Origin of the sequence: Thiothrix winogradskyi (assembly GCF_021650935.1) — a bacterium.
GTDB lineage: Bacteria > Pseudomonadota > Gammaproteobacteria > Thiotrichales > Thiotrichaceae > Thiothrix > Thiothrix winogradskyi.
Window position 1 is genome coordinate 667,296 of sequence record NZ_CP091244.1, and the last position, 24,772, is coordinate 692,067.

The 24,772-nt window shown below is 50.9% G+C and carries 31 protein-coding genes; 14 read left to right on the forward strand and 17 right to left on the reverse strand.

Features of this window, described 5'->3' with window-relative positions; translation table 11 throughout:
• Window positions 1–23 precede the first annotated feature (23 nt).
• A complete protein-coding gene (locus L2Y54_RS03535; protein ID WP_236499858.1) occupies window positions 24–848 on the forward strand; it encodes a hypothetical protein in 825 nt (274 codons plus the stop codon).
• Window positions 849–855: 7 nt separating this feature from the next.
• On the opposite strand, the gene cobO is transcribed toward L2Y54_RS03535, so the two are convergent.
• The 3 genes from cobO to L2Y54_RS03550 are packed head-to-tail and all read right to left on the reverse strand — an operon-like array spanning window position 856 to window position 3,283.
• Window positions 856–1,461: a cob(I)yrinic acid a,c-diamide adenosyltransferase gene (gene cobO / locus L2Y54_RS03540; RefSeq protein WP_236499859.1), complete on the reverse strand. Its 606-nt coding sequence runs from the start codon at window positions 1,459–1,461 to the stop codon at window positions 856–858.
• Between the two features lie 30 nt (window positions 1,462–1,491).
• Window positions 1,492–2,439, reverse strand: a complete 948-nt coding sequence (locus L2Y54_RS03545; RefSeq protein WP_236499860.1) for a tRNA dihydrouridine synthase — start codon at window positions 2,437–2,439, stop codon at window positions 1,492–1,494.
• Window positions 2,440–2,455: 16 nt separating this feature from the next.
• Window positions 2,456–3,283 carry a metallophosphoesterase gene (locus L2Y54_RS03550; RefSeq protein ID WP_236499861.1) on the reverse strand — a complete coding sequence of 276 codons (828 nt, stop codon included), beginning with the start codon at window positions 3,281–3,283 and terminating at the stop codon, window positions 2,456–2,458.
• Between the two features lie 174 nt (window positions 3,284–3,457).
• On the opposite strand from L2Y54_RS03550, the gene L2Y54_RS03555 reads away from it, so the two are divergent.
• Window positions 3,458–4,243 (forward strand): TatD family hydrolase, encoded by a 786-nt coding sequence (locus L2Y54_RS03555; RefSeq protein ID WP_236499862.1) that lies wholly within the window; start codon window positions 3,458–3,460, stop codon window positions 4,241–4,243.
• Window positions 4,240–4,734, forward strand: coding sequence for a hypothetical protein (locus tag L2Y54_RS03560; RefSeq protein ID WP_236499863.1), 495 nt, complete (start codon window positions 4,240–4,242; stop codon window positions 4,732–4,734). The genes L2Y54_RS03555 and L2Y54_RS03560 overlap by 4 nt, the downstream gene beginning before the upstream one ends.
• Before the next feature lies 1 nt (window position 4,735).
• On the opposite strand, the gene L2Y54_RS03565 is transcribed toward L2Y54_RS03560, so the two are convergent.
• The 10 genes from L2Y54_RS03565 to L2Y54_RS03610 form a co-directional block, all read right to left on the reverse strand.
• A complete protein-coding gene (locus tag L2Y54_RS03565; RefSeq protein ID WP_236499864.1) occupies window positions 4,736–5,392 on the reverse strand; it encodes a hypothetical protein in 657 nt (218 codons plus the stop codon).
• A 5-nt stretch (window positions 5,393–5,397) separates the two neighbouring features.
• Window positions 5,398–6,135 carry an OmpA family protein gene (locus L2Y54_RS03570; RefSeq protein WP_236499865.1) on the reverse strand — a complete coding sequence of 246 codons (738 nt, stop codon included), beginning with the start codon at window positions 6,133–6,135 and terminating at the stop codon, window positions 5,398–5,400.
• Window positions 6,136–6,295: 160 nt separating this feature from the next.
• Window positions 6,296–7,345 (reverse strand): motility hub landmark protein FimV, encoded by a 1,050-nt coding sequence (locus L2Y54_RS03575; protein ID WP_236499866.1) that lies wholly within the window; start codon window positions 7,343–7,345, stop codon window positions 6,296–6,298.
• Between the two features lie 2 nt (window positions 7,346–7,347).
• Complete coding sequence (locus tag L2Y54_RS03580) at window positions 7,348–8,097, reverse strand: phosphate/phosphite/phosphonate ABC transporter substrate-binding protein (protein ID WP_236499867.1); 750 nt, start codon at window positions 8,095–8,097, stop codon at window positions 7,348–7,350.
• Between the two features lies 1 nt (window position 8,098).
• On the reverse strand, window positions 8,099–8,584 hold the full coding sequence (locus tag L2Y54_RS03585; RefSeq protein WP_236499868.1) for a PAS domain-containing protein: 486 nt from the start codon (window positions 8,582–8,584) through the stop codon (window positions 8,099–8,101).
• Between the two features lie 103 nt (window positions 8,585–8,687).
• The gene (locus L2Y54_RS03590; protein WP_236499869.1) at window positions 8,688–9,050 is read right to left on the reverse strand and encodes a roadblock/LC7 domain-containing protein; all 363 of its coding nucleotides are present in this window, start codon (window positions 9,048–9,050) and stop codon (window positions 8,688–8,690) included.
• Window positions 9,051–9,088: 38 nt separating this feature from the next.
• Window positions 9,089–9,736: a hypothetical protein gene (locus L2Y54_RS03595; RefSeq protein WP_236499870.1), complete on the reverse strand. Its 648-nt coding sequence runs from the start codon at window positions 9,734–9,736 to the stop codon at window positions 9,089–9,091.
• Window positions 9,736–10,281 (reverse strand): GTP-binding protein, encoded by a 546-nt coding sequence (locus L2Y54_RS03600; RefSeq protein WP_236499871.1) that lies wholly within the window; start codon window positions 10,279–10,281, stop codon window positions 9,736–9,738. Before L2Y54_RS03600 ends, L2Y54_RS03595 begins: the two co-directional genes overlap by 1 nt.
• Window positions 10,282–10,285: 4 nt before the next feature.
• A complete protein-coding gene (locus L2Y54_RS03605; protein ID WP_236499872.1) occupies window positions 10,286–11,653 on the reverse strand; it encodes a hypothetical protein in 1,368 nt (455 codons plus the stop codon).
• Between the two features lie 27 nt (window positions 11,654–11,680).
• Window positions 11,681–12,397, reverse strand: a complete 717-nt coding sequence (locus tag L2Y54_RS03610) for a hypothetical protein (RefSeq protein ID WP_236499873.1) — start codon at window positions 12,395–12,397, stop codon at window positions 11,681–11,683.
• Between the two features lie 188 nt (window positions 12,398–12,585).
• Between L2Y54_RS03610 and L2Y54_RS03615 the strand changes: the two genes are divergently transcribed.
• From L2Y54_RS03615 to L2Y54_RS03660, 10 genes are all read left to right on the forward strand, one after another.
• Window positions 12,586–12,981, forward strand: coding sequence for a hypothetical protein (locus L2Y54_RS03615; RefSeq protein ID WP_236499874.1), 396 nt, complete (start codon window positions 12,586–12,588; stop codon window positions 12,979–12,981).
• Between the two features lie 75 nt (window positions 12,982–13,056).
• Window positions 13,057–13,419, forward strand: a complete 363-nt coding sequence (locus L2Y54_RS03620; protein WP_236499875.1) for a bactofilin family protein — start codon at window positions 13,057–13,059, stop codon at window positions 13,417–13,419.
• A 210-nt stretch (window positions 13,420–13,629) separates the two neighbouring features.
• The gene (locus tag L2Y54_RS03625) at window positions 13,630–13,848 is read left to right on the forward strand and encodes a hypothetical protein (RefSeq protein ID WP_236499876.1); all 219 of its coding nucleotides are present in this window, start codon (window positions 13,630–13,632) and stop codon (window positions 13,846–13,848) included.
• Window positions 13,849–13,966: 118 nt separating this feature from the next.
• Window positions 13,967–14,284, forward strand: a complete 318-nt coding sequence (locus tag L2Y54_RS03630) for a (2Fe-2S) ferredoxin domain-containing protein (RefSeq protein WP_236499877.1) — start codon at window positions 13,967–13,969, stop codon at window positions 14,282–14,284.
• Window positions 14,281–15,138: a 4-hydroxybenzoate octaprenyltransferase gene (ubiA, locus tag L2Y54_RS03635; RefSeq protein WP_236499878.1), complete on the forward strand. Its 858-nt coding sequence runs from the start codon at window positions 14,281–14,283 to the stop codon at window positions 15,136–15,138. Before L2Y54_RS03630 ends, ubiA begins: the two co-directional genes overlap by 4 nt.
• Before the next feature lie 50 nt (window positions 15,139–15,188).
• Window positions 15,189–15,704 (forward strand): 3-hydroxyacyl-[acyl-carrier-protein] dehydratase FabA, encoded by a 516-nt coding sequence (gene fabA / locus L2Y54_RS03640; protein ID WP_236499879.1) that lies wholly within the window; start codon window positions 15,189–15,191, stop codon window positions 15,702–15,704.
• A gap of 92 nt (window positions 15,705–15,796) precedes the next feature.
• Window positions 15,797–16,489 carry an SIMPL domain-containing protein gene (locus L2Y54_RS03645; protein WP_236499880.1) on the forward strand — a complete coding sequence of 231 codons (693 nt, stop codon included), beginning with the start codon at window positions 15,797–15,799 and terminating at the stop codon, window positions 16,487–16,489.
• Between the two features lie 52 nt (window positions 16,490–16,541).
• The gene (locus tag L2Y54_RS03650; RefSeq protein WP_236499882.1) at window positions 16,542–16,790 is read left to right on the forward strand and encodes a type B 50S ribosomal protein L31; all 249 of its coding nucleotides are present in this window, start codon (window positions 16,542–16,544) and stop codon (window positions 16,788–16,790) included.
• Between the two features lie 84 nt (window positions 16,791–16,874).
• Complete coding sequence (locus L2Y54_RS03655; RefSeq protein ID WP_236499883.1) at window positions 16,875–17,858, forward strand: M48 family metalloprotease; 984 nt, start codon at window positions 16,875–16,877, stop codon at window positions 17,856–17,858.
• Window positions 17,859–17,931: 73 nt separating this feature from the next.
• Entirely contained in the window at window positions 17,932–19,149 is a 1,218-nt protein-coding gene (locus L2Y54_RS03660; protein ID WP_236499884.1) for a malic enzyme-like NAD(P)-binding protein, read from the forward strand.
• A gap of 12 nt (window positions 19,150–19,161) precedes the next feature.
• Here the strand turns inward: L2Y54_RS03660 and L2Y54_RS03665 are convergent, their stop codons facing one another.
• Genes L2Y54_RS03665 through hemC form a run of 4 tightly spaced genes read right to left on the reverse strand, consistent with a single transcriptional unit; the run spans window position 19,162 to window position 23,429 of the window.
• On the reverse strand, window positions 19,162–20,439 hold the full coding sequence (locus tag L2Y54_RS03665) for a heme biosynthesis HemY N-terminal domain-containing protein (protein ID WP_236499885.1): 1,278 nt from the start codon (window positions 20,437–20,439) through the stop codon (window positions 19,162–19,164).
• Window positions 20,436–21,731: a uroporphyrinogen-III C-methyltransferase gene (locus L2Y54_RS03670; protein WP_236499886.1), complete on the reverse strand. Its 1,296-nt coding sequence runs from the start codon at window positions 21,729–21,731 to the stop codon at window positions 20,436–20,438. The genes L2Y54_RS03665 and L2Y54_RS03670 overlap by 4 nt, the downstream gene beginning before the upstream one ends.
• Complete coding sequence (locus L2Y54_RS03675; protein WP_236499888.1) at window positions 21,728–22,507, reverse strand: uroporphyrinogen-III synthase; 780 nt, start codon at window positions 22,505–22,507, stop codon at window positions 21,728–21,730. Before L2Y54_RS03675 ends, L2Y54_RS03670 begins: the two co-directional genes overlap by 4 nt.
• Window positions 22,500–23,429, reverse strand: a complete 930-nt coding sequence (hemC, locus tag L2Y54_RS03680; RefSeq protein WP_349768781.1) for a hydroxymethylbilane synthase — start codon at window positions 23,427–23,429, stop codon at window positions 22,500–22,502. Before hemC ends, L2Y54_RS03675 begins: the two co-directional genes overlap by 8 nt.
• Window positions 23,430–23,583: 154 nt before the next feature.
• On the opposite strand from hemC, the gene L2Y54_RS03685 reads away from it, so the two are divergent.
• Window positions 23,584–24,729 (forward strand): ISAs1 family transposase, encoded by a 1,146-nt coding sequence (locus L2Y54_RS03685; protein ID WP_236499760.1) that lies wholly within the window; start codon window positions 23,584–23,586, stop codon window positions 24,727–24,729.
• Window positions 24,730–24,772: the final 43 nt, after the last annotated feature.

The following is a 24,772-nucleotide window of genomic DNA, read 5'->3' on the forward strand; positions in this document are numbered from 1 at the left end:
TATCACGGAGGATAACCAAGCTGATGCTGTACAACACCACAACCCTAAACCGCTTACTGCTTATCATCAGCTGCTGCTTGAGCACTGCGGGCAACGCTGCGCCTGACAAACCAGCGCCTAAACTCAGTAATCACTGGTACAAAGCCGCTTTTGACACCCGTTTCCCCCCCGCAGTACCCTCGTTACCGGCGGCAAATGGTTGGGCCGTATTGTACAAGAACAAGGCTGATTTAATGGGGGAACAATACGATGACGTATTTCGCCCCATTAGCGCGGAATTGAACGCAGCGTTGTCAGCCGACACCACCGCTAACCCGTTCCGTCAACGTTACCCCCATTTCTATACCCCCGCCAATAACCGCAAACGGCTGGGTTGTCAGGTGCTGGGAGTTCCCTTTGAGCTGGATGATAAGCCCGCAACCCAAGAATGGGTAATCGCGTTTTCCGCCATCCAATGCCTGAGTGATGATGACAGCGCCAAACTACGCCAAGGTGACACCGAACCACACCACTGGGTGTTGCAAAAGAGCACCAATGGCAAATACCGCGTCTTAGCCGAAGGTGATGGCAGTTTGCATGTGCTTAACCACCAAAAGGAACAGGGTTACAAAGAAATCCGCACACGCCTATTGCTTAAACGTGCGTTTCCCAGAAATGAGCTGCAATGCGGTGGTGCAGAGTTTACCTGGCGCTACCGCAATCAAGGTTATTACCTTGCTGCCACTGAAATCATGGCGCAAGACTGCCAGCCGCTGTATTTCCCCGAACTCACCGGTGAAGCTTGGCAGTATGCGTATGACGAATACGCCCGCCGCGCTAAAGTGCTGGTAGAGCAATGGTTACAATAACCTTGCGTTATAAATCAATGCCCGGTTGCGCTTTAATACCGTCACGGTAGGCATGTTTCACATCGGCAATATCCGACACGGTGTCAGCGAGATCACGCAAGGTATCGCTGGCTGCCCGCCCTGTCACCACGACGTGTTGCATGAGCGGACGTGCACCGATCGCATCCAGCACTTGATCCGCATCCAGATAACCGTAATTGAGCAAATAGGTCAGCTCATCCAGTACCACCAAATCGTAACTGGCATCGGTCAACATGCGTTGTGCCACTGCCCAGCCACGCTCAGAAGTTGCAATATCTTTCGCACGGTTTTGGGTTTCCCAGGTAAAACCGTCGCCTAATACGTGCCATTCGCAGCGGGCTTGCTTGCCAAAAAAGGCTTCTTCGCCGGTATCGGTACGGCTTTTGAGGAACTGGCAAACACCAACTTTCATGCCATGCCCCAATGCCCGCCCGACCATGCCAAAAGCTGAGCTGGATTTGCCCTTGCCATTGCCGGTCAGCACCAGTAACAAGCCTTTTTCTTGGTAAGCACGTGCAATGCTCGCATCAATAATGGCTTTTTTGCGTGCCATGCGTAGTTGGTGGCGGGTATTTTTATCCGTATCGGTCATCGGTTCATCTCGGCTAAGCAAGGGGGGAAATTACGCGATAATAGCCGTTTTGATCTCGCCCGGCAGTTTCATACGTTTTATGTGTTGGAACAGGGTTTCGGCTTCGGGGTATTGGCGGCGCAAATAGGTAAACCATTGCTTGATGAAACTGGCTGCGTATTGCGGGGCGCGTGCTTCCAATTCGGTAGCGTATTGCACCACCAGCGGCAGCACTTGCGCCCATGATAGCGGCGTGTACGCCTCACCTGCTAAGCGGGCGCGAATAGCTACCGCCAAATCGGGGAAACTCAATGCCCCGCGACCCAGCATCAAATCCACACAGCCACTTTCAGTGCGGGCTTGGATGGCATCAGCAACTGACCAGATTTCACCATTGGCAATGACTGGCAGATGCAAATGCGGCTTAACCTTACCGATTTCTGCCCAATACGCGGGGGGCAAATAACCGTGTTGCTTGGTGCGGGCATGGATGCACATTTCGCTGGCTCCGGCTGCCTGAATACCTTGGGTAATGTCTGCCAGTAAACTGCTGTCTTTGAAGCCGAGACGGATTTTGGCTGTCACCGGAATCTGTGGGCTGACAGCGGCGCGTACTGCCTGAACAATGTCATGCACCCGCTGCGGTTCACGCAACAACACCGAGCCACCGTCGCTATTGTTGACAGTTTTGGACGGGCAGCCAAAATTGATGTCAATACCGGGCGCACCTAAACGTTCCAGTACCTGCGCATTCAGCGCCATGTACAGCGGATTACCACCGAGGAGTTGCACGTAAACTGGCGTTCCGGCGGGGGTTTTGCCACCGGTGAGTAATTCGGGGCAAGCACGGTAAAACACACGGGTAGGCAGTTGCCGATCCACCACGCGCACAAATTCAGTCACGCAACGGTCGTAACCGCCAACACGGGTAAGCAGGTCGCGCATGGTGTGATCCACCACGCCTTCCATAGGGGCAAGAACCAGTTTGTATGGATCCACGTCAGTGTCGGTATTCTCAGATTGAAGATTTAATCACTTCTTCATTAACTTCAAATGCTAGGTAATGCACACGGGTTTGCACACTGCCGTCGGCTAATAGCACAATATCACGCCATGCTGGTTTGGTGTGGTCGAATTCGATATTTTTACGCACGGGTTTCATTTGCACACAAGTGGCAGGCGTACCATGCACCGCGACAATACGCCCATCAGCATACTCGTGTTTGCCATTGAATTCCTGATGAATATGCCCGTTGAAAACAACTTTGACTTGTGGGAAATGTTCAACCAGATTCCAGAAATACGTTTTCTGCTGTAAACCCATCACATCCATCCACTCACTGTCTATGGGTACAGGGTGGTGATGCATGAAAATGGCAACGAAGTGATCATCAGGAATCGTACTCAATTGCTGTTCAAAGTGCTCAAATTGCGCTTCAGTCAAACGCCCATCAGGTTTGCCGTCAGCATTCGTATCCAGTAACAACAAATGCCAATTCCGCACGGTAACGTGTTCCGGCATGGTGACATTACCATTGAGGTTTTCCTGCATCATTTGCGGAATATCGTGATTACCGGGAATGGTGTAAACTGGCAGGGGGAACGCGTTCAACATCGCATTGACACGCTGATACGTCGCGGGAATTTCTTCCTGTGCCAAGTCGCCTGTTAACAACAACGCACTATACCCCTGTGCTTTAGACCCCAAATGTGCCAGCATTGCCTGCAACGACAAGTTGGGATAGATCGGCATATCCGTCCATGTCAAGCGACTGTTATCACTGGCATAACAATGGGAATCTGTCACTTGAAACAAACGCACCGCATCAGGTGTTCTTTTCATATTCATAGCCCCTCACGAGCCTGTTTTTAGCATAACTGACCACATAACAACATTTTATAGTTATTTTTACGGTGTTGGCTAGTTTCTTTTTTAGATCACAATATCCGATCGCCACTAACCACATCGCCTATAGTATCCTGTTCATTACTTTAACAAAATTGCATTTTAGCGCACATGAGATTAATCGACACACATTGCCACTTTGACGAACCTGATTTTGCCGACGAACGGTCGTTATTAGTGGATAAAATGAACGTGCTTGGCATTAGCGACCTGATTTTCCCTGCCGTTAGTGCCAAGCATTGGTCACGGCTACGTGATATTTGTGCCATGTCGCCTCATTTTCATGCTACCTATGGTTTGCATCCCGTGTATCTTGCTGAACATACCCCTGATGATCTTGTGTCATTACGCCATTGGTTGAAGCAGGAACAACCCGTCGCCATTGGCGAATGTGGGTTGGATTTTTACCTGCCCGAACTGGATGTGGCACAACAGGAATCCCTATTTATCGCCCACCTAAGCTTAGCCCGTGAATTCGGGCTGCCGCTCATTATCCATGCCCGCCGTTCGCTTGACTGTGTTCTCAAACACATTCGGCGCTTTTCTGGCAAAAAAAATTTAAGTGGTGTGATTCACAGTTTTGCGGGCAGTCAGCAGCAAGCCGATACACTGATCAAGCTAGGATTTTACTTGGGTGTAGGCGGCACGATGACGTATCCTCGCGCTCAGCGTCTGCGCAATGTACTCAGCAATGTCCCTTTGGAGGCGTTACTGCTGGAAACAGATGCTCCCGATCAGCCAGATAGTGCCTGGCGCGGCAAGCGTAATGACCCCACACGCCTGCCCGTGATTGCGGCAAGTCTGGCAGAGTTGCGCGGGGAAAGCCTTGAACGTATTGCTGAAGTGACCACTGCGAATGCGGTACACTTATTCAAACTGCAACTTGAGTCATTATGAAATACTTTTTTCCAGCCTTAATGGCATTAGTCATCCTTGCGGGTGTCAGTCTCGCGCTCACACCGTATATTGCGGAACAGTTTTTTCCGGCATCCAAAACCACCTTGCGCACTGCCGACCCCGAACGTGCCAAGCAAGCGCTTGCCAATTGGTTTGGCACCGAGCCTGCTAACATGATCAACGTGCAAGCCAGCAGCCAAACCTCAGCACAAGGCAATGCCTCATGGTTTATGTTTGAAACGGAACGTGCGGCAGTGGAATATTTCATCCGTCAAAATGGTCTGACACAGCAAGACTTGAGTACTGACATTTTGCAAAGTACGTTTATGACACAACAGCCTCCAGCCCCTTGGTGGCAACCTGCCACGCTAGAACGTGAAACTTACTTTAAAGGCACCGATAACAGCCGTGACATCGGCTTGATTTACCATGCTGAACTGAAAAAAGGTTTCCTGATTGTGCGTACCTACCAAAAACCTGCCAAATTTTAAGTCAGCACAAAGCACGGGCATCTTGCACCCAGCTATCTGGTGGTTGGTAACGTTCGCTACCGATAATGCGCTGAATATGCTGCACATCATCCGCCGTGAATTCCGCCACTTGGCGGTAGGTAACAATGCCAAGTGCTTTCAAGTGACTGGCTAATTGTTGGCTAATACCTTGAATACGGGTCAGGTCGTCATACCTGAGCACCGTTGGCTCCTGCAAATCCGCTGCCGCCAGCAACGGCTCGGTTTTTTCCATGAGTGGCTCAGCTTGTAAGGTAGCCAATGCCTCTTGGTTACGCTGTAATTTAACCTGCCAATCAGCCAAGGTTTCTTCTTGCTGGTGGTATTGTTCCAGCAATTCCTGATATTCCCGACGGGTCTGTTCGAGGGTTTTCCTCAGCTCCAAAAACTGACCGTATTCACTGTCCACTGGTGGTGTGCCAATTTTGCGTAACGCTTTTTCCAGTTGGCGGGTTTTATTACGCAGATACGCATTATCAGCGCTTGCATCCTGATAGTTGCGCCGCAAACCTGCCAGCTCGGTCAGACACTGGGCAGATTCACGCACATAATACCATTTCACAACCCATCCCCCCATCAACACGCCGATCAACAGCGCAACACTGAGCAAGAGCACTATTTGGAGTGCGAGATAAAGCATCGTAGCTACTCCTTCAACACGGTAATTTCAATCCGACGATTGTGTTGCGAATCTGCGGCACTTGCCTCCACGATGGGGCGGGAAGAACCATAGCCCTTGGCCCGCACTTGCTTGGCTTCAATGCCTTGGGACAATAAATAATTGTGGATCACTTCGGCACGAGCCTGACTGACCGTCAAATTACCCAGTGCCGTGCCTTCATGGTCAGTATGCGCAGATACCTCAATAATAATCTCAGGCTGTTGACGCAATTCAGCCAGCACTTGCTCTAATGCGGCGACTGCTTTGCTGTCTAACTCGGCTCTGGAATAATCGAATTGAATCGCGCTTAAGTCAATTTTCTCGACAGGGTAACGCTTAGCCGGAATATGCAAACCTGACACAGGCACAGGAGGGGCATCCAAATTGTCAGACGCTGCGGATGCAGTGCTGACTGGAATAAGGCGGTTCTCAACTTGGCGTACCCCATAAATACCGCTAACGATTTGCTGCAAGCGTTGCAGTTCAGTTTCACCCGCAACGGTTCCGGTCAACACACCGTCACGCCCATTAAAGTGCACCAAATGCGTGGGCAAGCCTGCCTCCGCTAACGCTTGGCGGGTACGCTGCAACAAATCCGTTTCAATCGCCGGTTGCTGCACCAATAAACTCAACAGGGTTAAGACAGTGACAGTGAGCAACGCCAATAGCGCCGCGAACGGCATGACTTGCTGTTTGCTCACGGTGAACGCAGAAAAAGCCATTCGACACTCCCAATTTATTACTCGAACCATAGAATATAGGCCAATGGTTGAATATTGAGATTAGAAGTATCGTGATATATCCGCCAGCGATAGCAGGACAGAGGGGAATAAGCGGCAGACTAACAGGATAAGCTGTTAATTTATAAGAATTAACGGTTAATTACGTAATAAACGATAGAATCTCGCGGGCTTCCTGGCGTTGCTGTTCACCACCCTCAGTCAATACGTCCTGTAAAATGTCAGCCGCTCCTTCCGAATCACGCAAATCCAAATACGCACGGGCAATATCGAGCTTGAGTGCTGCGTCGGGGTTTTCATCCACTGAGGGCATAATGCTCACCGTCACGGGTGAGTCAGTCATGACAGAGGGCGGTACATCCGCAAGTATCGTTGACGTTGACTCGGCTGCCAGACCACTAGCAACCGCAACCGCTGCGGGTTCACGCTTGCGGCGCAACAGCCACAGTAACGGCAAAGTCAACAGCGCCAATAATCCCAGTAAGATCCACGGCAAATTGCCCGATCCTGCGGCTTTGGTTTCCGCAACCGCTGCCGCTGCACGAATCTGTTGCAGATCGTTCTGCAATACTTCGTTTTCACGCTCGGTTGCTGCCAGTTGTTCCTCTAACGTGGTATTGGCAGCTTTACTCGCAGACAAGGCTTTTTCAGCCTCATCCAAACGCTGTTGCAAGGTATTATCAACAGGGGCAGGAACAGGTTCGGCGGTGGCAGTGAGGGGCTTACCGCTTGCTGCCTCATTCACCATTTCCTGTAAGGCGGTATTTTCTTCTTCGAGTATCGTGATGGTTTCTTCGAGTTCAGTGACCTGTGCCTCTAAGGCTTGTAATTTCTCTTGAAGCGCCGGATCAACACCCCCCTCGGCTGGCTTGGGGGCAGGCGGTTTAAGATCAGGAATATCAACAGGATCCGGCAACTGGAGCGTTTTGCCGACGATCAGACTATTAATATTTTCACTGCGGAAAGCCTGCGGATTACGCTTGAGGATTTCCTGCATAATGATCTGACGATTCCCATAATCGGGATATTTCTCAGCAACAATCTTGCTTAAGCTGTTGCCGGACTGGATTTCCCATGTATTGTCTGCCGCCAAAACTGTGCCAGACAAACACATACCTGCCAGTGATACAGGAACCAGCACCTTCAACAAACGGGTACGCACCTGTGGGTGAAAATAGGTCAGTTTTTTCATGGTTAGTTAACCAGTGTATCCATCAGGTCAATCATAAATTCGGTATCTTCCTGTTCCTGTATTTCCCAGCCTTGTAAACCCATGCTCTCTAAGACACCTTTGCCTTTAGGGTCGGTACTCATGGCTGGCAAAATACGGCGTAATTGCTCATGCTGTTCCTGCAAGCTTGGGCTTGCCAATAACACATGGCGAATCACGTGTATTTCACTGCGAATCAATTCGCGTAACTGACGCTGAATCATCCCGGAAAGCGTTTCAAACGCATCCCGCAGAAAAAATCCAACATCCGCCTTGCCTTGCAACAAGCGTTTAGCCACTAACACATAGGTATCCACCGTGTGTGTCTGAACATTTTGCGCCGACAAATCCGCAGGCTCTAACATAATCATGGCAATCAGGTTCACATCCGGGTCATCGGTTGACGCAATGCGAATACCGGGTGCTAAATCCTCAATACGCTTTACTGGCGAATCAGCCGCCACCGCAATAATCGCCTCATCCGATTTGTGCAAGGGCGTCGCAATGGCAGTAAAGCCTTTTTCCCGCACCAACATCGCTGCATCAAAGGGGTTGGCGTAAATCAGGTCGATCCCATCGTCCTGAATCACTGCACGCTGGCTGGCGAAGTCATCAAATAAATCCACATGGATAGGCACACCCAACTGGCGTTGCAACCATGTATTAAAAATATACCAACCTGCAATTTGGGCTGGTGGAAAGTCTGGGCTGACAGTCAGGACATAGGGCTTCACTTCAGACCTCCGCTTGCTTTAATTGGGCGTAATACGCAATGCAGGCTTCGACCTGGGTGCGCGAGGGCTTACGCCTTACCGAGGTGCAACTGATTGGATTACCAGCCCGCACATTGAGGATAATGGTGGCATATACCCAGTAGTAGCGCCCATCCTTGCATAAATTTTTAACATAACCATGCCATTTCTCACCCCGCGCCACCGTTTCCCACGCATCCTTAAAAATGGCTTTCGGCATATCAGGATGGCGCAGAATATAGTGTGGCTGTCCGAGCAATTCCGCCTCAGTATAACCAGACATTTCCACAAATGCATGATTACAATGGGTAATAATGCCACGCAGATCCGTGCGCGAAACAATTAGCTTACCTTCTGGAAAAGGAATTTCCTCATCTTTAACCAAAACACGGCGCGAAGCACCATCGTAATAGCATAACCGATGCTCGGTATACGGCTCCCTTACATCCTTGTTTGTCATATCTTCCATCGCATCACTCCTTGTTGGCTTCCCACAGCCTAGGACAGTGTGGCTGCAAACCGTCAGGCACTGATTGAGACAACTTTATTATTATGGCGTTGAGATTAGCTATTTAGATAATTTTGGCAATATTCTCAGCGGCACGTTTTACATCCAAGAAAATCAAGCCAAGACGCGCATTAGGTTTTGCCAATACAGTCACTACCGCCTCATTGCCCGCATGGGTCATCAGGATATAGCCTCTAGCACCTTTGATCAGCACCTGCTCCAGCGCACCACGTGCCAACTCTTCCGCAGTCCGGTCACCCAGTGACAACATCGCGGCACTCATCGCCCCGACCCGGTCTTCATCCATACCACCCGGCAACATGGAAGCCATCATCAAGCCATCCGTAGACAACACCGCAGACGCTTCAATGTCCGCAGACGAACCGTTTAGGTCACTAAGAATGGAGTTCAGCATTTCAGAGCGCATGTCGTTTTTCTCCTTGGTTATCAATAGTTAATTTCAAGTTATACAGGTATTTCAGTATTGCCGTAACGCATTTCCAGCGCCCACACCAACCGTTTGAAATCAGGCTGGTTGAATTGGGGAATGCCGCCAATAATCAGGGTAAAACGGTTTTGACCAATGTACAGCGGCCAAAAACCCACCTCACTGTTACCACTTGCATCCACCAGCCCCCACGCCCGTTGGCGATAGCCTAGATTGCCGTGTAACAATTCTTTATGACGCGTATACACCGCCGTCAAGTTAGCACTCAATGCCGCCAGCTCTTCCGCTGCCTCATGGGTAAAACCGGCACTGCCCAGATACAGCCCCCGGCTTTCTGCCAAAATCGCCTTGCCTTCGTCAGAAAGGGTACGCAGCAACTTGGGCAATAGGCGTTCCAAGGTTTCTTCCGGGGCAGATTCACTTTGCTCCTGCCCCAGAATCATCCCGGCTTCCTGCATCCAGTGGACAAACTCCAACGCCCGCTTCTTCTTGTAACCACTTAGCTCACAGGCAACATCGACCGTAAACAGGGGGGTAGTCGCCTCCTGAAACAAACGGTGCAAAAACAAGCGCCCCGGTTCAGCAGCACTGTCCTGCACCGCATAATAAGTACCCGCTGGGGTAACACCCAGATGCAAGTTTTCTGTGAGTATGTATTCGCTCATCAGTTAGTTACTCCCGGATCCAGTGAAAACAACAGCGCCTGAATCAGCATGGTGACATCTTTGTGGCTGCGGGCATCCACCTCAAATACCGGTGCCTGCAATGACAAGGACTCCAGATAGCGCCGATACTCGACTAAACCCGGCTTGCGGTGTAAATCCATGCGCGTCACCCCGACCACCATTTGCTGCTTTTCGATAAAGTCACGGAAAGCATTGGTATAGAAGCGGATGTCCTGAAACGGATCCTTGCGGGTATTATCCAATAACAAGATCAAACCGATCCCGCCTTTGGTAAGAATATCCCACATGAAATCAAAACGTTCCTGACCGGGCGTGCCATACAAATGCACACGCTCGTTTTCACTTAACCGAATCAAGCCATAGTCCATTGCCACTGTGGTTTGTGGCTTGCGACTTTTAGTCATGTCCGAAGCATACTCGTCGGTCGCAATCGGTTTTATATCACTGATGGCAGCAATAGCAGTGGTTTTGCCTGCACCAACAGGGCCAGTAAAAATAATTTTGCGGTTGATCATGCTACTCATAAAGCTATTTCGTTCCCCCTCCCAACAAACGCTTCAACAAGCGCGAGAAGAAGCCACGACTTTCTTGCTTGGGCTTCTCTTTTTCCCGACTTTTGAGTTTGTTCTGATCCATTTCAAACAAGTTAAGTGCATTGGCTGCCGTGTGGAACGCAAATACATAGCGTTGCGGAATAGCCAAAGCGCTAGCAATATCCAGTGGGCTTGCCGGACGTTGGTTCCACAAAGCAGCGATACGCATGATATGGGGGAATTGCTCAAGGCGTGTCAGGTTGGGCCAGTATTTCAGGGAAATTTTCTGCTCAATCTCAACACCACGCCCCAAGCGACCTCGCGCAGTCAGCAAGCTGCCAACCCACACAAAGGCTTCCAAATCCAACAAGGCATCGGCATCATGCGAGGCTTGCTGCTCCAAGCGTTCGAGTTCCGCACTGTTGGGTATATGTAGCGCAAACTGCCCCGCTTGTACGGGATTATTGCACAAGACGCGGAATTCTTCTGACCGGGTGTCCAATGTGCAATAAGCAAGCCCCTGCTGCGGCATCAACAAGGCGTAATCTTTTGCTGATAATTTGAGGTATACGGTTTGCTGTGACTCTTTAGCAACCCGCATCGCCTCCAAAACCGTACTCAACAGGTAATTTTCAGGGGTAAACAATGCCACCTCTGCCACTGACTGTACGTCATCTTGTTCACCACACAGCGCTTTCCAGCGGCTTTCCGCCTCCTCTTGGGATAATGAATCATCAACAGGACGGTCGACTTCTTCCAAGGGAATATCGGCTTCTGCCGGGTCAAATACACGGGTGGGAATGTCCGCTACCGGTGCTGGCATAGGAGGCGGCACGTCCTCTGCCACATCCTCTTCATCGGGCAAGTTAATTACCAGCGAGCGAAGCTTTCTGTCAGGCCGCTCAGCATGTGCCGGTATCCCAAACGGTTGCGGAAGGTCGCGAAAATGTGCTTCCGCGTGCTGCACCAGTGGCTTTTCAGCAGAGGCGGCAGCATTCACCAGCGGGCGCTGCGACTTATGACCCTCTGACTCCAGACTAGCCACTAACTCATGCACCCGATCAGCCGCATCGGTTAAGGCGCGTGACGTTAACGGTTTGGGAATCCAGATACAATTCGGTAACTCAGCGGGGTGTACCGACAAAATAATACCGGGTTTATGTAAAGCCGCCCGTTGTTGCCAGTCTTCCTTGGCATCCGGGTGGTCGTGATCCAGAATAAAGGCATCTGCCTCGGCTTCTGGCACAACCCGAAATAAATTACGCCCAGCACCTGAGAAAAAAAACTCAAGTATCGCCCGGTTGTGCGGGCTAATCGCCAGCAGCGCAACTTTCAAAGGGCCTGTTTTAGAATGTTTCAGCATAAATCCAGCCTGCTTATCGTTATTTTTTTACCATTGTTCGGATTCCTGCTGCTTCTCCAGCCACAGGGCAGAAACCTCACGCCCTGCATCCTGCATCTGCTTAATCATGGTATCCAGCCCATCCTTGCTGCGCGTGTACTGATAAATGTTCACAAGCTCCTGCTCCATTGCCTCGTCGGTGTTGCCTGCGAGAACTTCGACCTCTAACAACTCGCGGGCAGTATCAATCTGACCATACTCCAAACAAGCAAAAACTTCCTCCATCACATTGGAATATTGCGCGGTTTCCTGCCAACGTTCAAAAGTAAGCAGCTTAACCACCGAAGTTTCCTGCCCCGTGGATAAGACAGAACCTTCCCGCCACTGTTGATGATCACCAAGTTCCGCAGAAGTCGTCAACCATTGCTGGAAAAACAGCTCATCTTGCCGACTCAAGTCATCTTTCACTAAGTTGAATAAACGTTCACGCAATAACGAACCCGCATTACCCAAGGACAGAAACAAGTCCTGGAGGCTACCAGCCAAACGGCTACGCAACGTCTCGTGTTGTGCCAACAAAATGCGTTGTGTATGCGCCCGCAAATCCTGCGGGTAGCGGCGGACATGGTGAGACAGAAACCGCCATACGCCTAACAGGTCATGGTGCTGATGCAACCGTAGCTGACGCTCAGACGCAAGACTGAAGATCAAGGGCAATTCCGGCGGGGGCTGGGCTTTCCCGCTGCGCAACAATTTTCCTAACATAATTTCAAGGTCACACCAAACACTCGATAGCGGTTTATAGTATATTCTATCCGAATACTAGAAGACATTTTAATCATAGTCTACAAACAGCAGGGAAACATGCTTTTTCTGATCAAAGGTGAAGTTCTCTATTGGGATGATGCTGTTACAATAGAGCCGCCTAGTGATTTAAGGGCAAGAGGACGCCGATGTTTTATCTAACCATACAAATTGCTTTCTTATTAGCCTTAGCTATTGTGAGCGGACTAGCCATCGGGTGGTGGGCTGGCAGTAAAACGGCTCAATCACGCACACTGGCTCAAGAAACAGCCGACAACCCTTTTGAGGCACGGTTTCGTCTGGAACAATGCCATCGGGACAATGCCACGTTGCGCCGTGACCTGAAAGAAGCAGAAGAACGCACGGAAAAACTAACTGCTCGCCTCGAAAACAGTACACAACAGGATAATGATGTGCTGGAACGCCTGGAAACCTATGAAATTCGGCTACAAGCCTTGCTGGAAGACTTGCAAATGCGTGATGATACCATTGCCGTATTGGAAAATGAGCTGGAACAAATGCGGGCGCGTAGTAATAACACATGATGTTTCGCCAGACACCTGCTAGTATCCTTGACCTAATTACTTTGTTTTGACGAACTCAATAAATAAGACAAATACATGACAACCAGAAACACCTCTTCAGCCTCGCTGCTTGAAAAAGACCTGGAAATTGTTGGCAACATTGCCTTTCAAAATAATTTATACATTCACGGAAAAGTGAATGGCAATATCGCTGCCCCTATGGATTCGCGTGCTGCCTTGTATATTCAGGGAGATAGCGAAGTGACAGGGGAAATACGTGCGCCACTCATTATTGTTTCGGGTACTATATCCGGCGATATATTTGCTTCGCGCCGTATTTCCTTAAAATCCACCGCCAAGATTAATGGCAATATTCACTACGTGGAAATACAGATGGACGAAGGTGCCGAAGTTAACGGTGTACTTACCAGCGTGAACAGTATTTCTGATGATCAATAAGCAACCATCACTATTTTATTAAAAACTTATACAGAAAGTTTAAAACAGTGCTACGCTTAGCATCGTAGGAATACCCGTTAAAGGGAAGCAAGGATTGCTCGTATAGACCTGTGGCCTTCCAGGAAACATGAAGGCTACGAGTGTTAGGTTTGCATCTTATGCGACCATCACTTACTATTTTTCAAAGTCAACTTTTGTGGAGATAAAACAATGACTCAATATCGTCTGCTGATTGCTGCTCTGCTGGCTGCATTTGCTCTGACCGCTTGCGGCGAAAAACCTGCTGAAGCACCTAAAGCGGCTGCACCTGCTGCACAACAAGGCATGAGTGGCATGTCTGGTATGGGCGGCATGTCTGGTCAAGCAGCACCTGCTGCTGAGCAAGCTGCACCTGCTGCACCTGCTACTGCACCTGCTGCACCAAAGTGATCACAGGCCGTTAGGCTGTTGAATACGAAACAGGGTGGATTTTTCCACCCTGTTTTATTTTGTGGGTACTCTTTCGTCTGGCATAATTAGCTTCTGTTCTTTAGGCAAGCCACTACCCATGAGTTACTACCAACACCACGTCTTTTTCTGCACCAATCAACGCGCTGATGGCGAATCTTGCTGTGCGCAGTTTGATGCTCAAGCCATGCGCGATTACGCCAAGCAGCGCACCAAACACTTAGGCTTACACAAAGACGGTAAATCCCGTATCAATTCTGCTGGCTGCCTGAACCGTTGTGCCGAAGGGCCGGTCATCGTCGTTTACCCCGAAGCCATTTGGTATACCTACATCGACAAAGATGATATTGATGAAATCATCGAAAGCCACTTGCAGCAAGGTAAACCCGTCGAACGTTTAATGCTCGACCCGCCATGATGGATAAGTTGCGGCACTATGCCCACTTGGTGCGGCTTGACCGTCCGATTGGTATTTATTTGTTGCTCTGGCCTACCTTGTGGGCGCTGTGGATAGCCGCTGAAGGTGTGCCCGACTTCTTAGTGTTGCTGGTATTTATTGCTGGCGTGGTGCTGATGCGTTCGGCGGGTTGCGCTATCAATGATTATGCTGACCGTGAGGTTGACCCACACGTTGCCCGTACCAAAACCCGTCCCTTGGCGGCTGGGCACATTACCCCGCGCGAAGCCTTGGGCGTGTTTGCGGTGTTGGGGTTAGTCGCCTTCGCTTTGGTGTTATTGCTGAATGGGTTGACCATTGCACTCTCGGTGGTGGCGGTATTATTGGCGGCTACCTACCCGTTTATGAAACGCTTCCATCATTTACCGCAAGTGCATCTGGGGGCAGCGTTCGCGTGGGCAATTCCGATGGCGTTTACCGCCGTGACGGGCGTATTACCGCCCGCAGTGGCGTGGTTGCTGTTTCTGGCAACCGTACTGTGGACAACCGCCTACGACACTATGTACGCGATGTGTGACCGTGAGGATGACGTGAAAATTGGGGTTAAATCCAGCGCAATTTTATTCGGGCAACACGACCGTTTGATCATTGGCATCTTGCAACTACTCATGCTGGCGTTGCTGATTACCGTTGGCATTCTCAGTGGACGCGGGTCTTGGTATTGGCTGGGGCTACTGGTGGCTGCAATGCTCTCGGTCTATCAGCAATGGTTGATTCGTGAGCGCGAACCGCAACCGAGTTTACAAGCGTTTCTGAATAACCATTGGTTAGGCATGGCAGTCTTTGCGGGGATTGCAGCCGATTATGCTTTCTGAAGCAGATTCCGCTACAATTGGCGGCTTTATGACACTCTTGAGCTTGCATTATGTCCAGACAATCCAGTTTTACCCGTGAAGAACTCCTGCAATGTGGTCGTGGCGAAATGTTCGGCCCCGGCAATGCGCAATTGCCAACCCCTAATATGCTGATGATGGATCGCGTCGTCGAAATCAGCGCTGACGGCGGAGCAGCAGGCAAAGGTCATATTCTGGCAGAACTGGATATTACCCCCGATCTATGGTTTTTTGATTGCCATTTCCCCGGTGACCCGGTAATGCCCGGCTGTTTGGGCTTGGATGCTATGTGGCAAATCATCGGTTTTTACTTGGCGTGGTTGGGCAACCCTGGTCACGGTCGTGCCTTAGGCGTGGGTGAGGTAAAGTTTTTTGGTCAAGTATTGCCGACAGCTAAAAAGGTAACGTACAAAATTGAACTGACCCGCGTGATTACCCGTAAGCTGGTGATGGGGATCGGTAACGGCAGTCTGGAAGTCGACGGTCGCGAAATTTATACCGCGAAGGACTTGCGGGTGGGTTTGTTTACCTCGACGGCGAATTTCTAAACAACCTGACTGCCTATTAAGGAACTTCTTGCCGCTGGCTCGTTCAAAACGCCAAGAAGTTTTCTTCACAACGGAAGCACAGGAGCAATACCATGAAACAACAACTCGCTGCCCTATTGATTGGTATGGCTGCGTGGGGCGTTACCCATGCCGCCGATACCCCGGTTTATGATCGGATTGCGTTTAGCGTCAGTGCTGAAAAAGAAGTGCCTAACGACGTTTTGACAGCAGTGTTGTATGCCGAACAACAAGGTCAAGATACGGTTGCAATGGCAGATGCCGTCAATCAAGCCATTACCTGGGCGATTGACGTTGCCAAGCAAGAAACCACCGTGGAAACCAGTACGCTTGATTACACGACCAATCCGATGTACACCGATTCACGTATTACGGGTTGGCAAGTGCGTCAAAGTATTCAACTCACCAGTAAAAACAGCAAGGCATTGAGTGGTTTGCTGGGTAAATTGCAGGAAAAATTACGCATCGAAGGTATCCATTACCGTGTTTCGCCTGAAGTGCAAAGCAGTACCGAAGAAGAGCTGATTAATACCGCATTAGCGAATTTCAAGAAACGTGCTGAACAAATTAAAACCAGCATGGGGCGTGCAGAATACCGTGTGGCGCGAATTGATGTACAAGCTGCTAACGATTTTCAACCACCGATGATGCGCATGGCAGCAATGGATTCCGTCGCAATGGCGGCTCCCGCAGCACCTGAATTGGAAAGTGGTAAGCAGAAACTCAAAGTGAATGTGCAAGCCGAGATTGAACTTTCGATTCAATAGCGCTAAGATGTTGCGCTTTTCGCATATACCCGAATAACTTGAGGATTTCAACATGAAGCCCGGCATTCACCCTAACTACAGAGAAGTCGTCTTTCAAGACCTGACTAGCGGCTTCGCGTTTCTGACCCGCTCCACGGTTAACACCAGAGAAAACATTGCTTGGGAAGATGGCAAAGAATACCCACTGGTCAAAGTGGAAATTTCCAGCCAATCTCACCCCTTCTACACCGGCAAGCAAGCGGTTAGCACCACGGCTGGTCGTGTGGAAAAGTTCAAGAACCGTTATGCACGTGGCAAGTAAGCCCTAGCAGACTGTTCCAGAATCATGCATCATTAAAAGGCGCTCTAACCAGCGCCTTTTTTGTTTTTGATGGAGAATGATAATATGCGGCTAACCACTCTTATTTCCAGCATACTGCTTAGCAGCACCGCCTTGCTCGCGGGGTGCTCGGTCAGCCCGGTCACGGGTGAAAAGCAATTGGCGTTAATGTCCGAAGCGGAGGAAATTCAAACCGGGCAACAAGCCCACCGTGAAATCATTGCGAAAAATCCCCCGTATCAAGATGCGGGTGTGCAAGCTTACGTCAGCCGTATCGGGCAACTGATGGCGGCACAAAGCCATCGCAATAACCTACGCTTCACGTTCACCGTATTGGATGATCCGGCTGTCAATGCGTTTGCCTTACCGGGTGGCTATATCTACATCACGACGGGATTAATGGCGTACATGAATTCCGAAGCCGAACTTGCCGGGGTGTTAGGGCATGAAATTGGTCACGTTGCCGATCGTCACAATGTCCAACAAGCCTCCTGGGGAGTCGTGGGGAGCATTGCCACCAGCGTCATCGGTGAAAAAATCGGCAATAAAGACCTGCTCAACACCATCGGTGAGCTGGGTTTAAGCAATTACAGCCGCACCCAAGAACTGGCAGCCGATGGCTTGGGTGCTGAATACCTCGCCCGTGCCGGGTATGACCCCGCCAATATGGCAAATGTAATTGCCACCCTGCAAGCTTACGACCAATTCAAAGGCGGCGGCTCCGACCCTTACCGTGACTTGTTCTCGACTCACCCAAACAATGACGTGCGCCTGCAACAACTCATTGGGCAAGCACGCCGTTACGGCAGCGGCACGCGCGATGCTGGGCGTGATACTTACCTGCGCCAGATCGACGGCTTGCGCCTGCCACTGGGCAATGGGCAAACCGTACAGGTACGCCTGCTTACCGTGCGCCCCGGCGATAATTTCAATAGCTTGGCGGCATCCAGTCGCTTAAGCAACAACGCCGCGATGCACCTGCGGGTACTGAACGGGCTGTTCCCGAATGGTGAACCCGTTCCCGGTCAATTAGTAAAGACCATACAATAACGTAGACGATAACAGCGCACCCAGTTAGCCCAATAACACTTTACCCGGATCACACACAATAGGCGGAGGAGCCATGTCCAATTTAAAAGAAGATGCGCTGAAATATCACGCTGAACCACGTCCCGGCAAAATTGCCACCCACATCACCAAGCCAACCGCGACACAACGCGACTTGTCGCTGGCGTATTCACCGGGGGTTGCGGAACCCGTGCGTGAAATCCACAAAGACCCGGAAGCGGCGTACCTGTACACCGGCAAAGGCAATCTGGTCGCCGTCATTTCCGACGGTTCCGCCGTGCTGGGTTTAGGCAATGTCGGCGCACTCGCCGGTAAACCTGTGATGGAAGGCAAAGGTTTGTTGTTCAAACGCTTTGCTGACATTGACGTGTTTGACATTGAAGTTGCCACCCAAGACGTGGAAGAGTTCATCACCGTGGTGAAGAACATTGCAGGCACATTCGGCGGGATTAATCTGGAAGACATTTCCGCACCGCGTTGTTTCGAGATTGAAAAACGCCTGCAAGCGATGCTCGACATTCCGGTATTCCACGATGACCAACACGGTACTGCGGTGATTATTGCCGCCGGTTTAATGAATGCGCTGGAAATTCAGGGCAAAAAAATCGGCGACGTGAACATTGTGTGCGTGGGCGCAGGTGCGGCAGGGATTGCCTCCATGAACCTGCTGGGAGCCTTGGGTGCGGATAAGCAAAAGCTGTTAATGGTTGACAGCAAAGGCGTGTTACACACCGGGCGTACCGATTTGAATGCTTTCAAACGCGATTACGCGGTGGAAACCGACAAGCATACCTTGGCGGATGCGTGTCAGGGTGCGGATGTGTTCATTGGTTTATCCGGCCCGGACATTATGACGGTGGATATGCTCAACAGCATGGCAGCTAACCCGATTGTATTCGCGTTGTCTAACCCCGATCCAGAAATCAATCCGGTGGTAGCGTTGGCGGCACGCAGTGATTTGATTATGGCGACGGGGCGTAGCGATCAGCCTAACCAAATCAACAATGTGTTGGGCTTCCCGTTCTTGTTCCGGGGTGCATTGGATGTACGGGCGCGTTGCATCAATATCGAGATGCTCAAAGCGGCGGTGTATACGCTGGCGGAATTAGCCCGTGAACCCGTGCCGCAAGACGTGCTGGATGCTTACGGCTTAGACGCGCTGGAATTTGGGAAAGACTACATCATTCCCAAGCCGTTTGATTTGCGTTTGCGTGAGCGTGTGCCTGCGGCAGTGTCCAAAGCGGCGTGTGACAGTGGTGTCGCACGCCTCTAAGTGACAGCTAAGTTACAGACCGTTATACGGCGTTAACACTGGCGGCGTCTGTGGGTTAACCTGCGGACGCTGCGTGGGGGTCAGGTTCAGTTTCTCACCATCGGTGCGGATGCAATAACGCAAGCCCATGCGGTAACAGCGTTGCGCATTCTCCGGCTCTTTCATGGTTTCCAGCAATTCTGCCAGTTCCAAATAGCCTTCGGTATTGGGGGCTTGGTTGAGGCTGGCTTCGTAATAGCTTTTTGCCATACCCCACAGTTTTTGCTGGTTATACAAACGTGCCAATAACAACAGCAACGCCGGATTATTGGCGGGTTGGCTGAGCTGCCATTTTTCCGCTTGTTGGATGGTATTGCCGAGACTATGGTGTTGAGTCCGCCCGTACAAATCTGCCAAACCATCATCCCAACGTTTGCTGAGAATATTGCTGATAAAACTGTTACACGCCAAATCATCCCCCGCTGCGTGCAACGCTTGCGCATACAACACAATGGCTTCGTGATTATCACGAATCGGCGTGGGTAATTTTTTCCACATTGCCTGCAACTTGTCGGTTTGTCCGCCTTTGGCATAATGCTGGAACATGGCTTTCAGGGTTGCGCCTTGTACCTTGCCCATATCATCATTTTTCAATAAGTTTTGCTTGGCTAAATCCGGCAACAATCCCAACAGTGCGTCCCAATTTTCTTGCCGGTACAACACTTTCGCCAACAACTTCAAGACGTAAGAGTGTTTGGGGGACAGTTCCCGCAAACGTATCAAGGTAGCGTGCGCTTGTTCCAACTGCCCGCCGCCAAACTGCATTTCGGCTTGCGACACCCCCACCGCGACATTGGCTTTGCTATCGCTTTCAATCGCCTGCTTGAGTAATTCGTCACGGCGCTCATAGGCTTCGCGCATGTGGGCAGCCCGTGCAGCAGCAAGGTAATTCAGCAAAGGCGTATCGCTGTAAGGCGCATGATCCACCAACAGCTTCTCAGCTTTATCCCAATGGCCTTCGGTTAATTGGATCAAACCTTGTGTCAGAGCGCGGTTGGCTTTACTCCCCAAACGTGCGGCACGAAAGCGGCTGAAACTGCGGCGCATTCCGAAGCCGTGACGCAACAAGCTGACCAGCAAATAAAAACCCACACATGCCAGCAACACCAAAGCAGCGAGCGCGGCAGTCTTCATTTCCAGACTCCACACGCCCCAAGTAATGGTGGCAATGCCGGGATGCGCCAACACTAATTGCCCCAGCCACACAAGCAGCGCGATCAAGATCAGCGATATGACTAGGTAAAACATCATTCGCGCTTGCCTCCCTCTGACTCAGCCTTGTCAGCCTTATCAGTTTTCTTGTCAGCCTTGTCAGGTGTCTCGGTCTCGACCTTATCAAGTGTATCGGCATCATTGACGGGTACACTGTTTGCTTCAGCCTGACGTGCACTTTCTAACTGCTTAAGGCTGGCAGAAATATCAGGAAGAACCGGCTGTAACTCTACTTTGGCAATGTCATCCAACTCCGTCAGCAAGGGCTTTGCCTGCTCAGGCGGGTAATAGCTACCCAACGTTTCCCGAATCAAGTTTAGTTGCGCCTTAAACCCCGTGACATCCCCCTGAAGCACCAATAAACGCAAATTTTCCAGCCGTAATTGCAACAATTGGAACAAATGCAAGCGTGCATCCGCATCCAACTGCATCTGCAAAGGCTTATCGTGTTGGCGGATGACTATCGCATCATTCAGGGTTTCCAAAGCCTTGCGCTTATAGTCTGCCCACAAGGAATTACCTTCCACTGCCGTATCGGCATCCTCTGCGGCGGGCTTGAGCTCTTCTGCCAGCGGGGTTGCGGGCAATGCAGGCAAGGGTTTCAACCCCAACATCATGGCATTAATGCGTTGCGACACGCCCACAATATCCGGTACCGGTACAGCTTCCAAGCTCGACATATCCCGCGCAATTTGTTGGCGCACCGGCAAGTAATTCACTGAGCCAACTTTCGCCAGCAATGCATCCGCTTCTTTCAAGGCGGTAATCGCTGTGCGTACATCTTTTGCCAGATGCAACTGGCGGGCTGCCAGTTTTAGCAAAAATTCAACCTCAGCAATTTGCCATTCATCCGCACTCGCTGGGGTTGCGCTTTGCTGCATTTTCGCCTGCAAAAACGTCACCTGCTCTACTTGCGAGGCGACCGTATCCGCAAACTGGCGGGTTTGGTGTTGCAACCGTGCCATTTCCTGCAAGGCTTGCTCATTATTGCTGAGTGCCTTGGCGGTTTTGGCATCCAAATCCTCCCGTAAGGTATTCAAGGCATCACTGGTCGGCACGGTCTTGAGCTGTTCACGCAAGGTAACAATTTCAGCCGCATTACTACGCGCTTTATCGTTCATACGCTGCCAATGCTTATAGCCCGCCGCAATGCCGATGGCGGTAAAAGACAGCGCCAAGATAGACACAAATATGGCAAAACGTGCGCCAGTCGATTTCGGATGAGACGCGGCATTCTCAAATTCGGCATCCGACCGCATCGGCTCAACCGCATCCACGGCGGTATGCAAAGTTCCGTTATCAGCTTCGTGTGTCGCTGGTTTATCAATCATGCTTGGAATTCCTGTGCCCAATGGATGAGTGCCTGCAACATGGCCTCATCACCGGGGTTGTCTGCAATGCAAATAGTTCCGGTAAATCCAACAGTGCGTGCCGTGGCTAACATCCGCTGGCTCCCGACCAACAAGGGAACCGTTTTTATCCAGTCGGGATTATTCAGCAGGGTGAGCAAATTCAATAAGCCCTCGCTGCTGGTGATGGTGATTATATCAAGCTGCCGCTGTTCATGAAGGTATTTCAGGTGGCTGGCATCGATTTGAGGGCAAACTCGCTGATACACATCCAAATAAGTGACCTGTGCGCCACGTTCCCGCAAGGTATCGGCGAGCAATTCCCGCCCACCTTGCCCGCGAAAAATCAGGATACGCCGCCCGCTCAAGTGCTGCGTTTGCGGCAATGCCAGAAAGTCTTCACTGGTAAAGCCGCGTGCGGGAACCCAGTGTGCAGTGAAACCGTGTTGTTGCAATACCTTCGCCGTTTGTTTGCCAATCGCACCCAAGGTCAGGGTATGCAACACTGCCCGCTGCGCCGCGTCCATTGCTTGCAGACCATATTCCACCGCATTCGCGCTAATAAATACCGCCGTGTCATAGTGTGATAACTGTGCCAGCATGAGCGAAATTGTCGCTTGCTCATCCAGCGGACAAATCTCAACCACCGGCAATAACAACACACTCGCACCCGCCTGTTCCAACGCTTGCCGAAATCCTGCTGCCTGATGCGCGGGGCGGGTAACGACAATGTGCAAGCCATGCAGTGCTTCAGGCATGAATGCCCAGTAAGGCCAGCACTTTATCACCGCCTTGTGCCAGCAAATCCTCCGCAATCGCCACACCCAAAGCATCCGGGTCAACGGTACAGCCGCGCTGTTCACAAGTATACAGCGCGGAACCATCGGGGAAGCCAATCAACCCACGCATCCGTAATGCCCCGTCTTGCAACTCGGCAAACCCTGCCACCGGTACTTGGCAGCCACCGTTGAGGCGTTGGTTCATGGCACGCTCGGCACGCACACACACCGTGGTTTCCGCGTGACGCAAAGGAGCCAGCAAGTGTTCCACCCGTGGGTCGTTGCGGCGGCACTCAATCCCGACTGCCCCTTGCCCAATCGCAGGCAAACTTTGTTCGGTGGATAAAAAGGCGGTAATCCGCGTCTGGAATTCAAGCCGAATCAATCCCGCTGCCGCCAGAATAATCGCATCGTATTCACCATTATCCAGTTTCGCCAGCCGCGTATTGACGTTGCCGCGCAAATCCTTGATCTGCAAATGCGGGTAACAGGCGCGGATTTGGGTTTGACGGCGCAAACTCGACGTTCCCACGATAGCGCCCGGTGGCAATGCATCCAAATTCTGGTAGCGGTTGGAAACAAACGCATCACGCGGGTCTTCACGCTGCAAGATCACCGGCAGATGCAAACCTTCGGGGAATTCCATCGGCACATCTTTCATGGAATGCACCGCAATATCGGCTGAACCCTCCAGCATCCCCAGCTCTAGCTCCTTGACGAACAAGCCTTTGCCGCCAATTTTAGACAACGGACTGTCGAGAATTTTATCACCACGAGTCACCATTCCCACCATTTCAATCTGGAGGTCAGGGTGAAGTGTTTGCAAGCGGTGGGCGACGTGTTCAGCTTGCCACATGGCAAGTGGGCTGGTGCGGGTAGCGATACGAATAATCTCGGACATGATTCCTGCGCGTGTCTGGTTGAATGAGAGAATGCTAGCCTAGCACTTTACGGCAAAGACGGGGTAACTTCCATCCTCAGTTAGGGTAATCGCATTAAAATGGTCTTGACAAAAGTCCCTTAAGCTTGTTTCCTTTCATGCTTTTGGTTGCCTGATGAAACTCCGCCCGACAGCCTCGATACTCGAACACTTTGCTTCAATCCCTGACCCACGCTTAGATCGCCGTAAGCGACACAAACTGAGCGACATTTTCTTTATCACGCTGTGCGCGGTGATTTGCGGCGCGGATGACTGGGCATCCATCGAACAGTTTGGCAGAGCCAAAGAAAAGTGGTTCACCAGCGTACTGGATTTGAAGCATGGTATCCCGTCACACGATACCTTTGGGCGCGTTTTTGGGTTGATCGACACCCAGCAGTTCAGTGAGTGTTTTAGTCGCTGGGTGGCAGACTTGGGCGACCTTAGTGACGGTGAAATCATTGCCATTGATGGTAAATGCCTGCGCCGTAGCCTTGATAGCGCATCAGATAAGTCGGCCATTTACATGGTCAGTGCTTGGGCAACTCAAAACCAGTTGGTGCTAGGTCAGCAGCGGGTGGATGACAAGTCCAATGAAATCACTGCCATCCCTAAACTATTGATGCAACTGGATATTGCAGGAGCAGTGGTGACGCTGGATGCGATGGGATGCCAAACCGCCATTGCCCTACAAATCGTAGACAAAGGTGCAGATTACCTGCTCAGCTTAAAGGGTAATCAAGGCACACTTCACCAAGACGTAAAGCTGTTCTTTGAATCGGCTAACACCTGCCCACCCGTGGGACATGTCAGCTATGACGGTGGACATGGACGGATTGAGACCCGTAGTGTACGCGCCACATCAGCTATCGACTGGTTAAAGAAAGACCATGTTCATTGGCCTAAGCTCACTAGCATCATTGCTGTGACGGCTACCCGCGAATGCAAGGACAAAACCACGGAAGAAACCCGTTACTTCATCACCAGTATGGAAGCCTCAAACCCTGAACGTTTAGGGCAAATCGTGCGTGCGCATTGGGGCATCGAGAACAATTTGCATTGGGTATTGGACTACGCTTTCCGCGAAGATGACCAACGAATGCGTTCCGGTAACAGCGATGCGAATATGGCGGTTGTTCGGCATATTGCCCTCAATTTGGTCAAAACCGAAAAAACCGTCAAGCTCGGCGTGAAAAACAAACGTCTTAACGCAGGCTGGGATGAGGATTACCTACTAAAAATCGTTACAGGCAGACCAGGGGCTACCAAGCCTAAAACTTAGGGCTTTGTAAAACAAGATATATTTAATGCGATTGCCCTATCCT

What these genes read in the sequence shown, in the direction of transcription:
- L2Y54_RS03535 (WP_236499858.1), top strand. Translation starts at nt 24, where the DNA reads ATGCTGTACAACACCACAACCCTAAACCGCTTACTGCTTATCATCAGC.
- L2Y54_RS03665 (WP_236499885.1), bottom strand. Translation starts at nt 20,439, where the DNA reads ATGATGTTTTACCTAGTCATATCGCTGATCTTGATCGCGCTGCTTGTG.
- L2Y54_RS03655 (WP_236499883.1), top strand. Translation starts at nt 16,875, where the DNA reads ATGCGGCTAACCACTCTTATTTCCAGCATACTGCTTAGCAGCACCGCC.
- L2Y54_RS03625 (WP_236499876.1), top strand. Translation starts at nt 13,630, where the DNA reads ATGACTCAATATCGTCTGCTGATTGCTGCTCTGCTGGCTGCATTTGCT.
- ubiA (WP_236499878.1), top strand. Translation starts at nt 14,281, where the DNA reads ATGATGGATAAGTTGCGGCACTATGCCCACTTGGTGCGGCTTGACCGT.
- L2Y54_RS03650 (WP_236499882.1), top strand. Translation starts at nt 16,542, where the DNA reads ATGAAGCCCGGCATTCACCCTAACTACAGAGAAGTCGTCTTTCAAGAC.
- L2Y54_RS03565 (WP_236499864.1), bottom strand. Translation starts at nt 5,392, where the DNA reads ATGCTTTATCTCGCACTCCAAATAGTGCTCTTGCTCAGTGTTGCGCTG.
- L2Y54_RS03645 (WP_236499880.1), top strand. Translation starts at nt 15,797, where the DNA reads ATGAAACAACAACTCGCTGCCCTATTGATTGGTATGGCTGCGTGGGGC.
- L2Y54_RS03585 (WP_236499868.1), bottom strand. Translation starts at nt 8,584, where the DNA reads ATGGAAGATATGACAAACAAGGATGTAAGGGAGCCGTATACCGAGCAT.
- L2Y54_RS03675 (WP_236499888.1), bottom strand. Translation starts at nt 22,507, where the DNA reads ATGCCTGAAGCACTGCATGGCTTGCACATTGTCGTTACCCGCCCCGCG.
- L2Y54_RS03595 (WP_236499870.1), bottom strand. Translation starts at nt 9,736, where the DNA reads ATGAGCGAATACATACTCACAGAAAACTTGCATCTGGGTGTTACCCCA.
- L2Y54_RS03570 (WP_236499865.1), bottom strand. Translation starts at nt 6,135, where the DNA reads ATGGCTTTTTCTGCGTTCACCGTGAGCAAACAGCAAGTCATGCCGTTC.
- cobO (WP_236499859.1), bottom strand. Translation starts at nt 1,461, where the DNA reads ATGACCGATACGGATAAAAATACCCGCCACCAACTACGCATGGCACGC.
- L2Y54_RS03685 (WP_236499760.1), top strand. Translation starts at nt 23,584, where the DNA reads ATGAAACTCCGCCCGACAGCCTCGATACTCGAACACTTTGCTTCAATC.
- hemC (WP_349768781.1), bottom strand. Translation starts at nt 23,429, where the DNA reads ATGTCCGAGATTATTCGTATCGCTACCCGCACCAGCCCACTTGCCATG.
- L2Y54_RS03605 (WP_236499872.1), bottom strand. Translation starts at nt 11,653, where the DNA reads ATGCTGAAACATTCTAAAACAGGCCCTTTGAAAGTTGCGCTGCTGGCG.
- L2Y54_RS03615 (WP_236499874.1), top strand. Translation starts at nt 12,586, where the DNA reads ATGTTTTATCTAACCATACAAATTGCTTTCTTATTAGCCTTAGCTATT.
- L2Y54_RS03575 (WP_236499866.1), bottom strand. Translation starts at nt 7,345, where the DNA reads ATGAAAAAACTGACCTATTTTCACCCACAGGTGCGTACCCGTTTGTTG.
- L2Y54_RS03555 (WP_236499862.1), top strand. Translation starts at nt 3,458, where the DNA reads ATGAGATTAATCGACACACATTGCCACTTTGACGAACCTGATTTTGCC.
- L2Y54_RS03590 (WP_236499869.1), bottom strand. Translation starts at nt 9,050, where the DNA reads ATGCGCTCTGAAATGCTGAACTCCATTCTTAGTGACCTAAACGGTTCG.
- L2Y54_RS03560 (WP_236499863.1), top strand. Translation starts at nt 4,240, where the DNA reads ATGAAATACTTTTTTCCAGCCTTAATGGCATTAGTCATCCTTGCGGGT.
- L2Y54_RS03670 (WP_236499886.1), bottom strand. Translation starts at nt 21,731, where the DNA reads ATGATTGATAAACCAGCGACACACGAAGCTGATAACGGAACTTTGCAT.
- fabA (WP_236499879.1), top strand. Translation starts at nt 15,189, where the DNA reads ATGTCCAGACAATCCAGTTTTACCCGTGAAGAACTCCTGCAATGTGGT.
- L2Y54_RS03660 (WP_236499884.1), top strand. Translation starts at nt 17,932, where the DNA reads ATGTCCAATTTAAAAGAAGATGCGCTGAAATATCACGCTGAACCACGT.
- L2Y54_RS03600 (WP_236499871.1), bottom strand. Translation starts at nt 10,281, where the DNA reads ATGAGTAGCATGATCAACCGCAAAATTATTTTTACTGGCCCTGTTGGT.
- L2Y54_RS03630 (WP_236499877.1), top strand. Translation starts at nt 13,967, where the DNA reads ATGAGTTACTACCAACACCACGTCTTTTTCTGCACCAATCAACGCGCT.
- L2Y54_RS03610 (WP_236499873.1), bottom strand. Translation starts at nt 12,397, where the DNA reads ATGTTAGGAAAATTGTTGCGCAGCGGGAAAGCCCAGCCCCCGCCGGAA.
- L2Y54_RS03620 (WP_236499875.1), top strand. Translation starts at nt 13,057, where the DNA reads ATGACAACCAGAAACACCTCTTCAGCCTCGCTGCTTGAAAAAGACCTG.
- L2Y54_RS03550 (WP_236499861.1), bottom strand. Translation starts at nt 3,283, where the DNA reads ATGAAAAGAACACCTGATGCGGTGCGTTTGTTTCAAGTGACAGATTCC.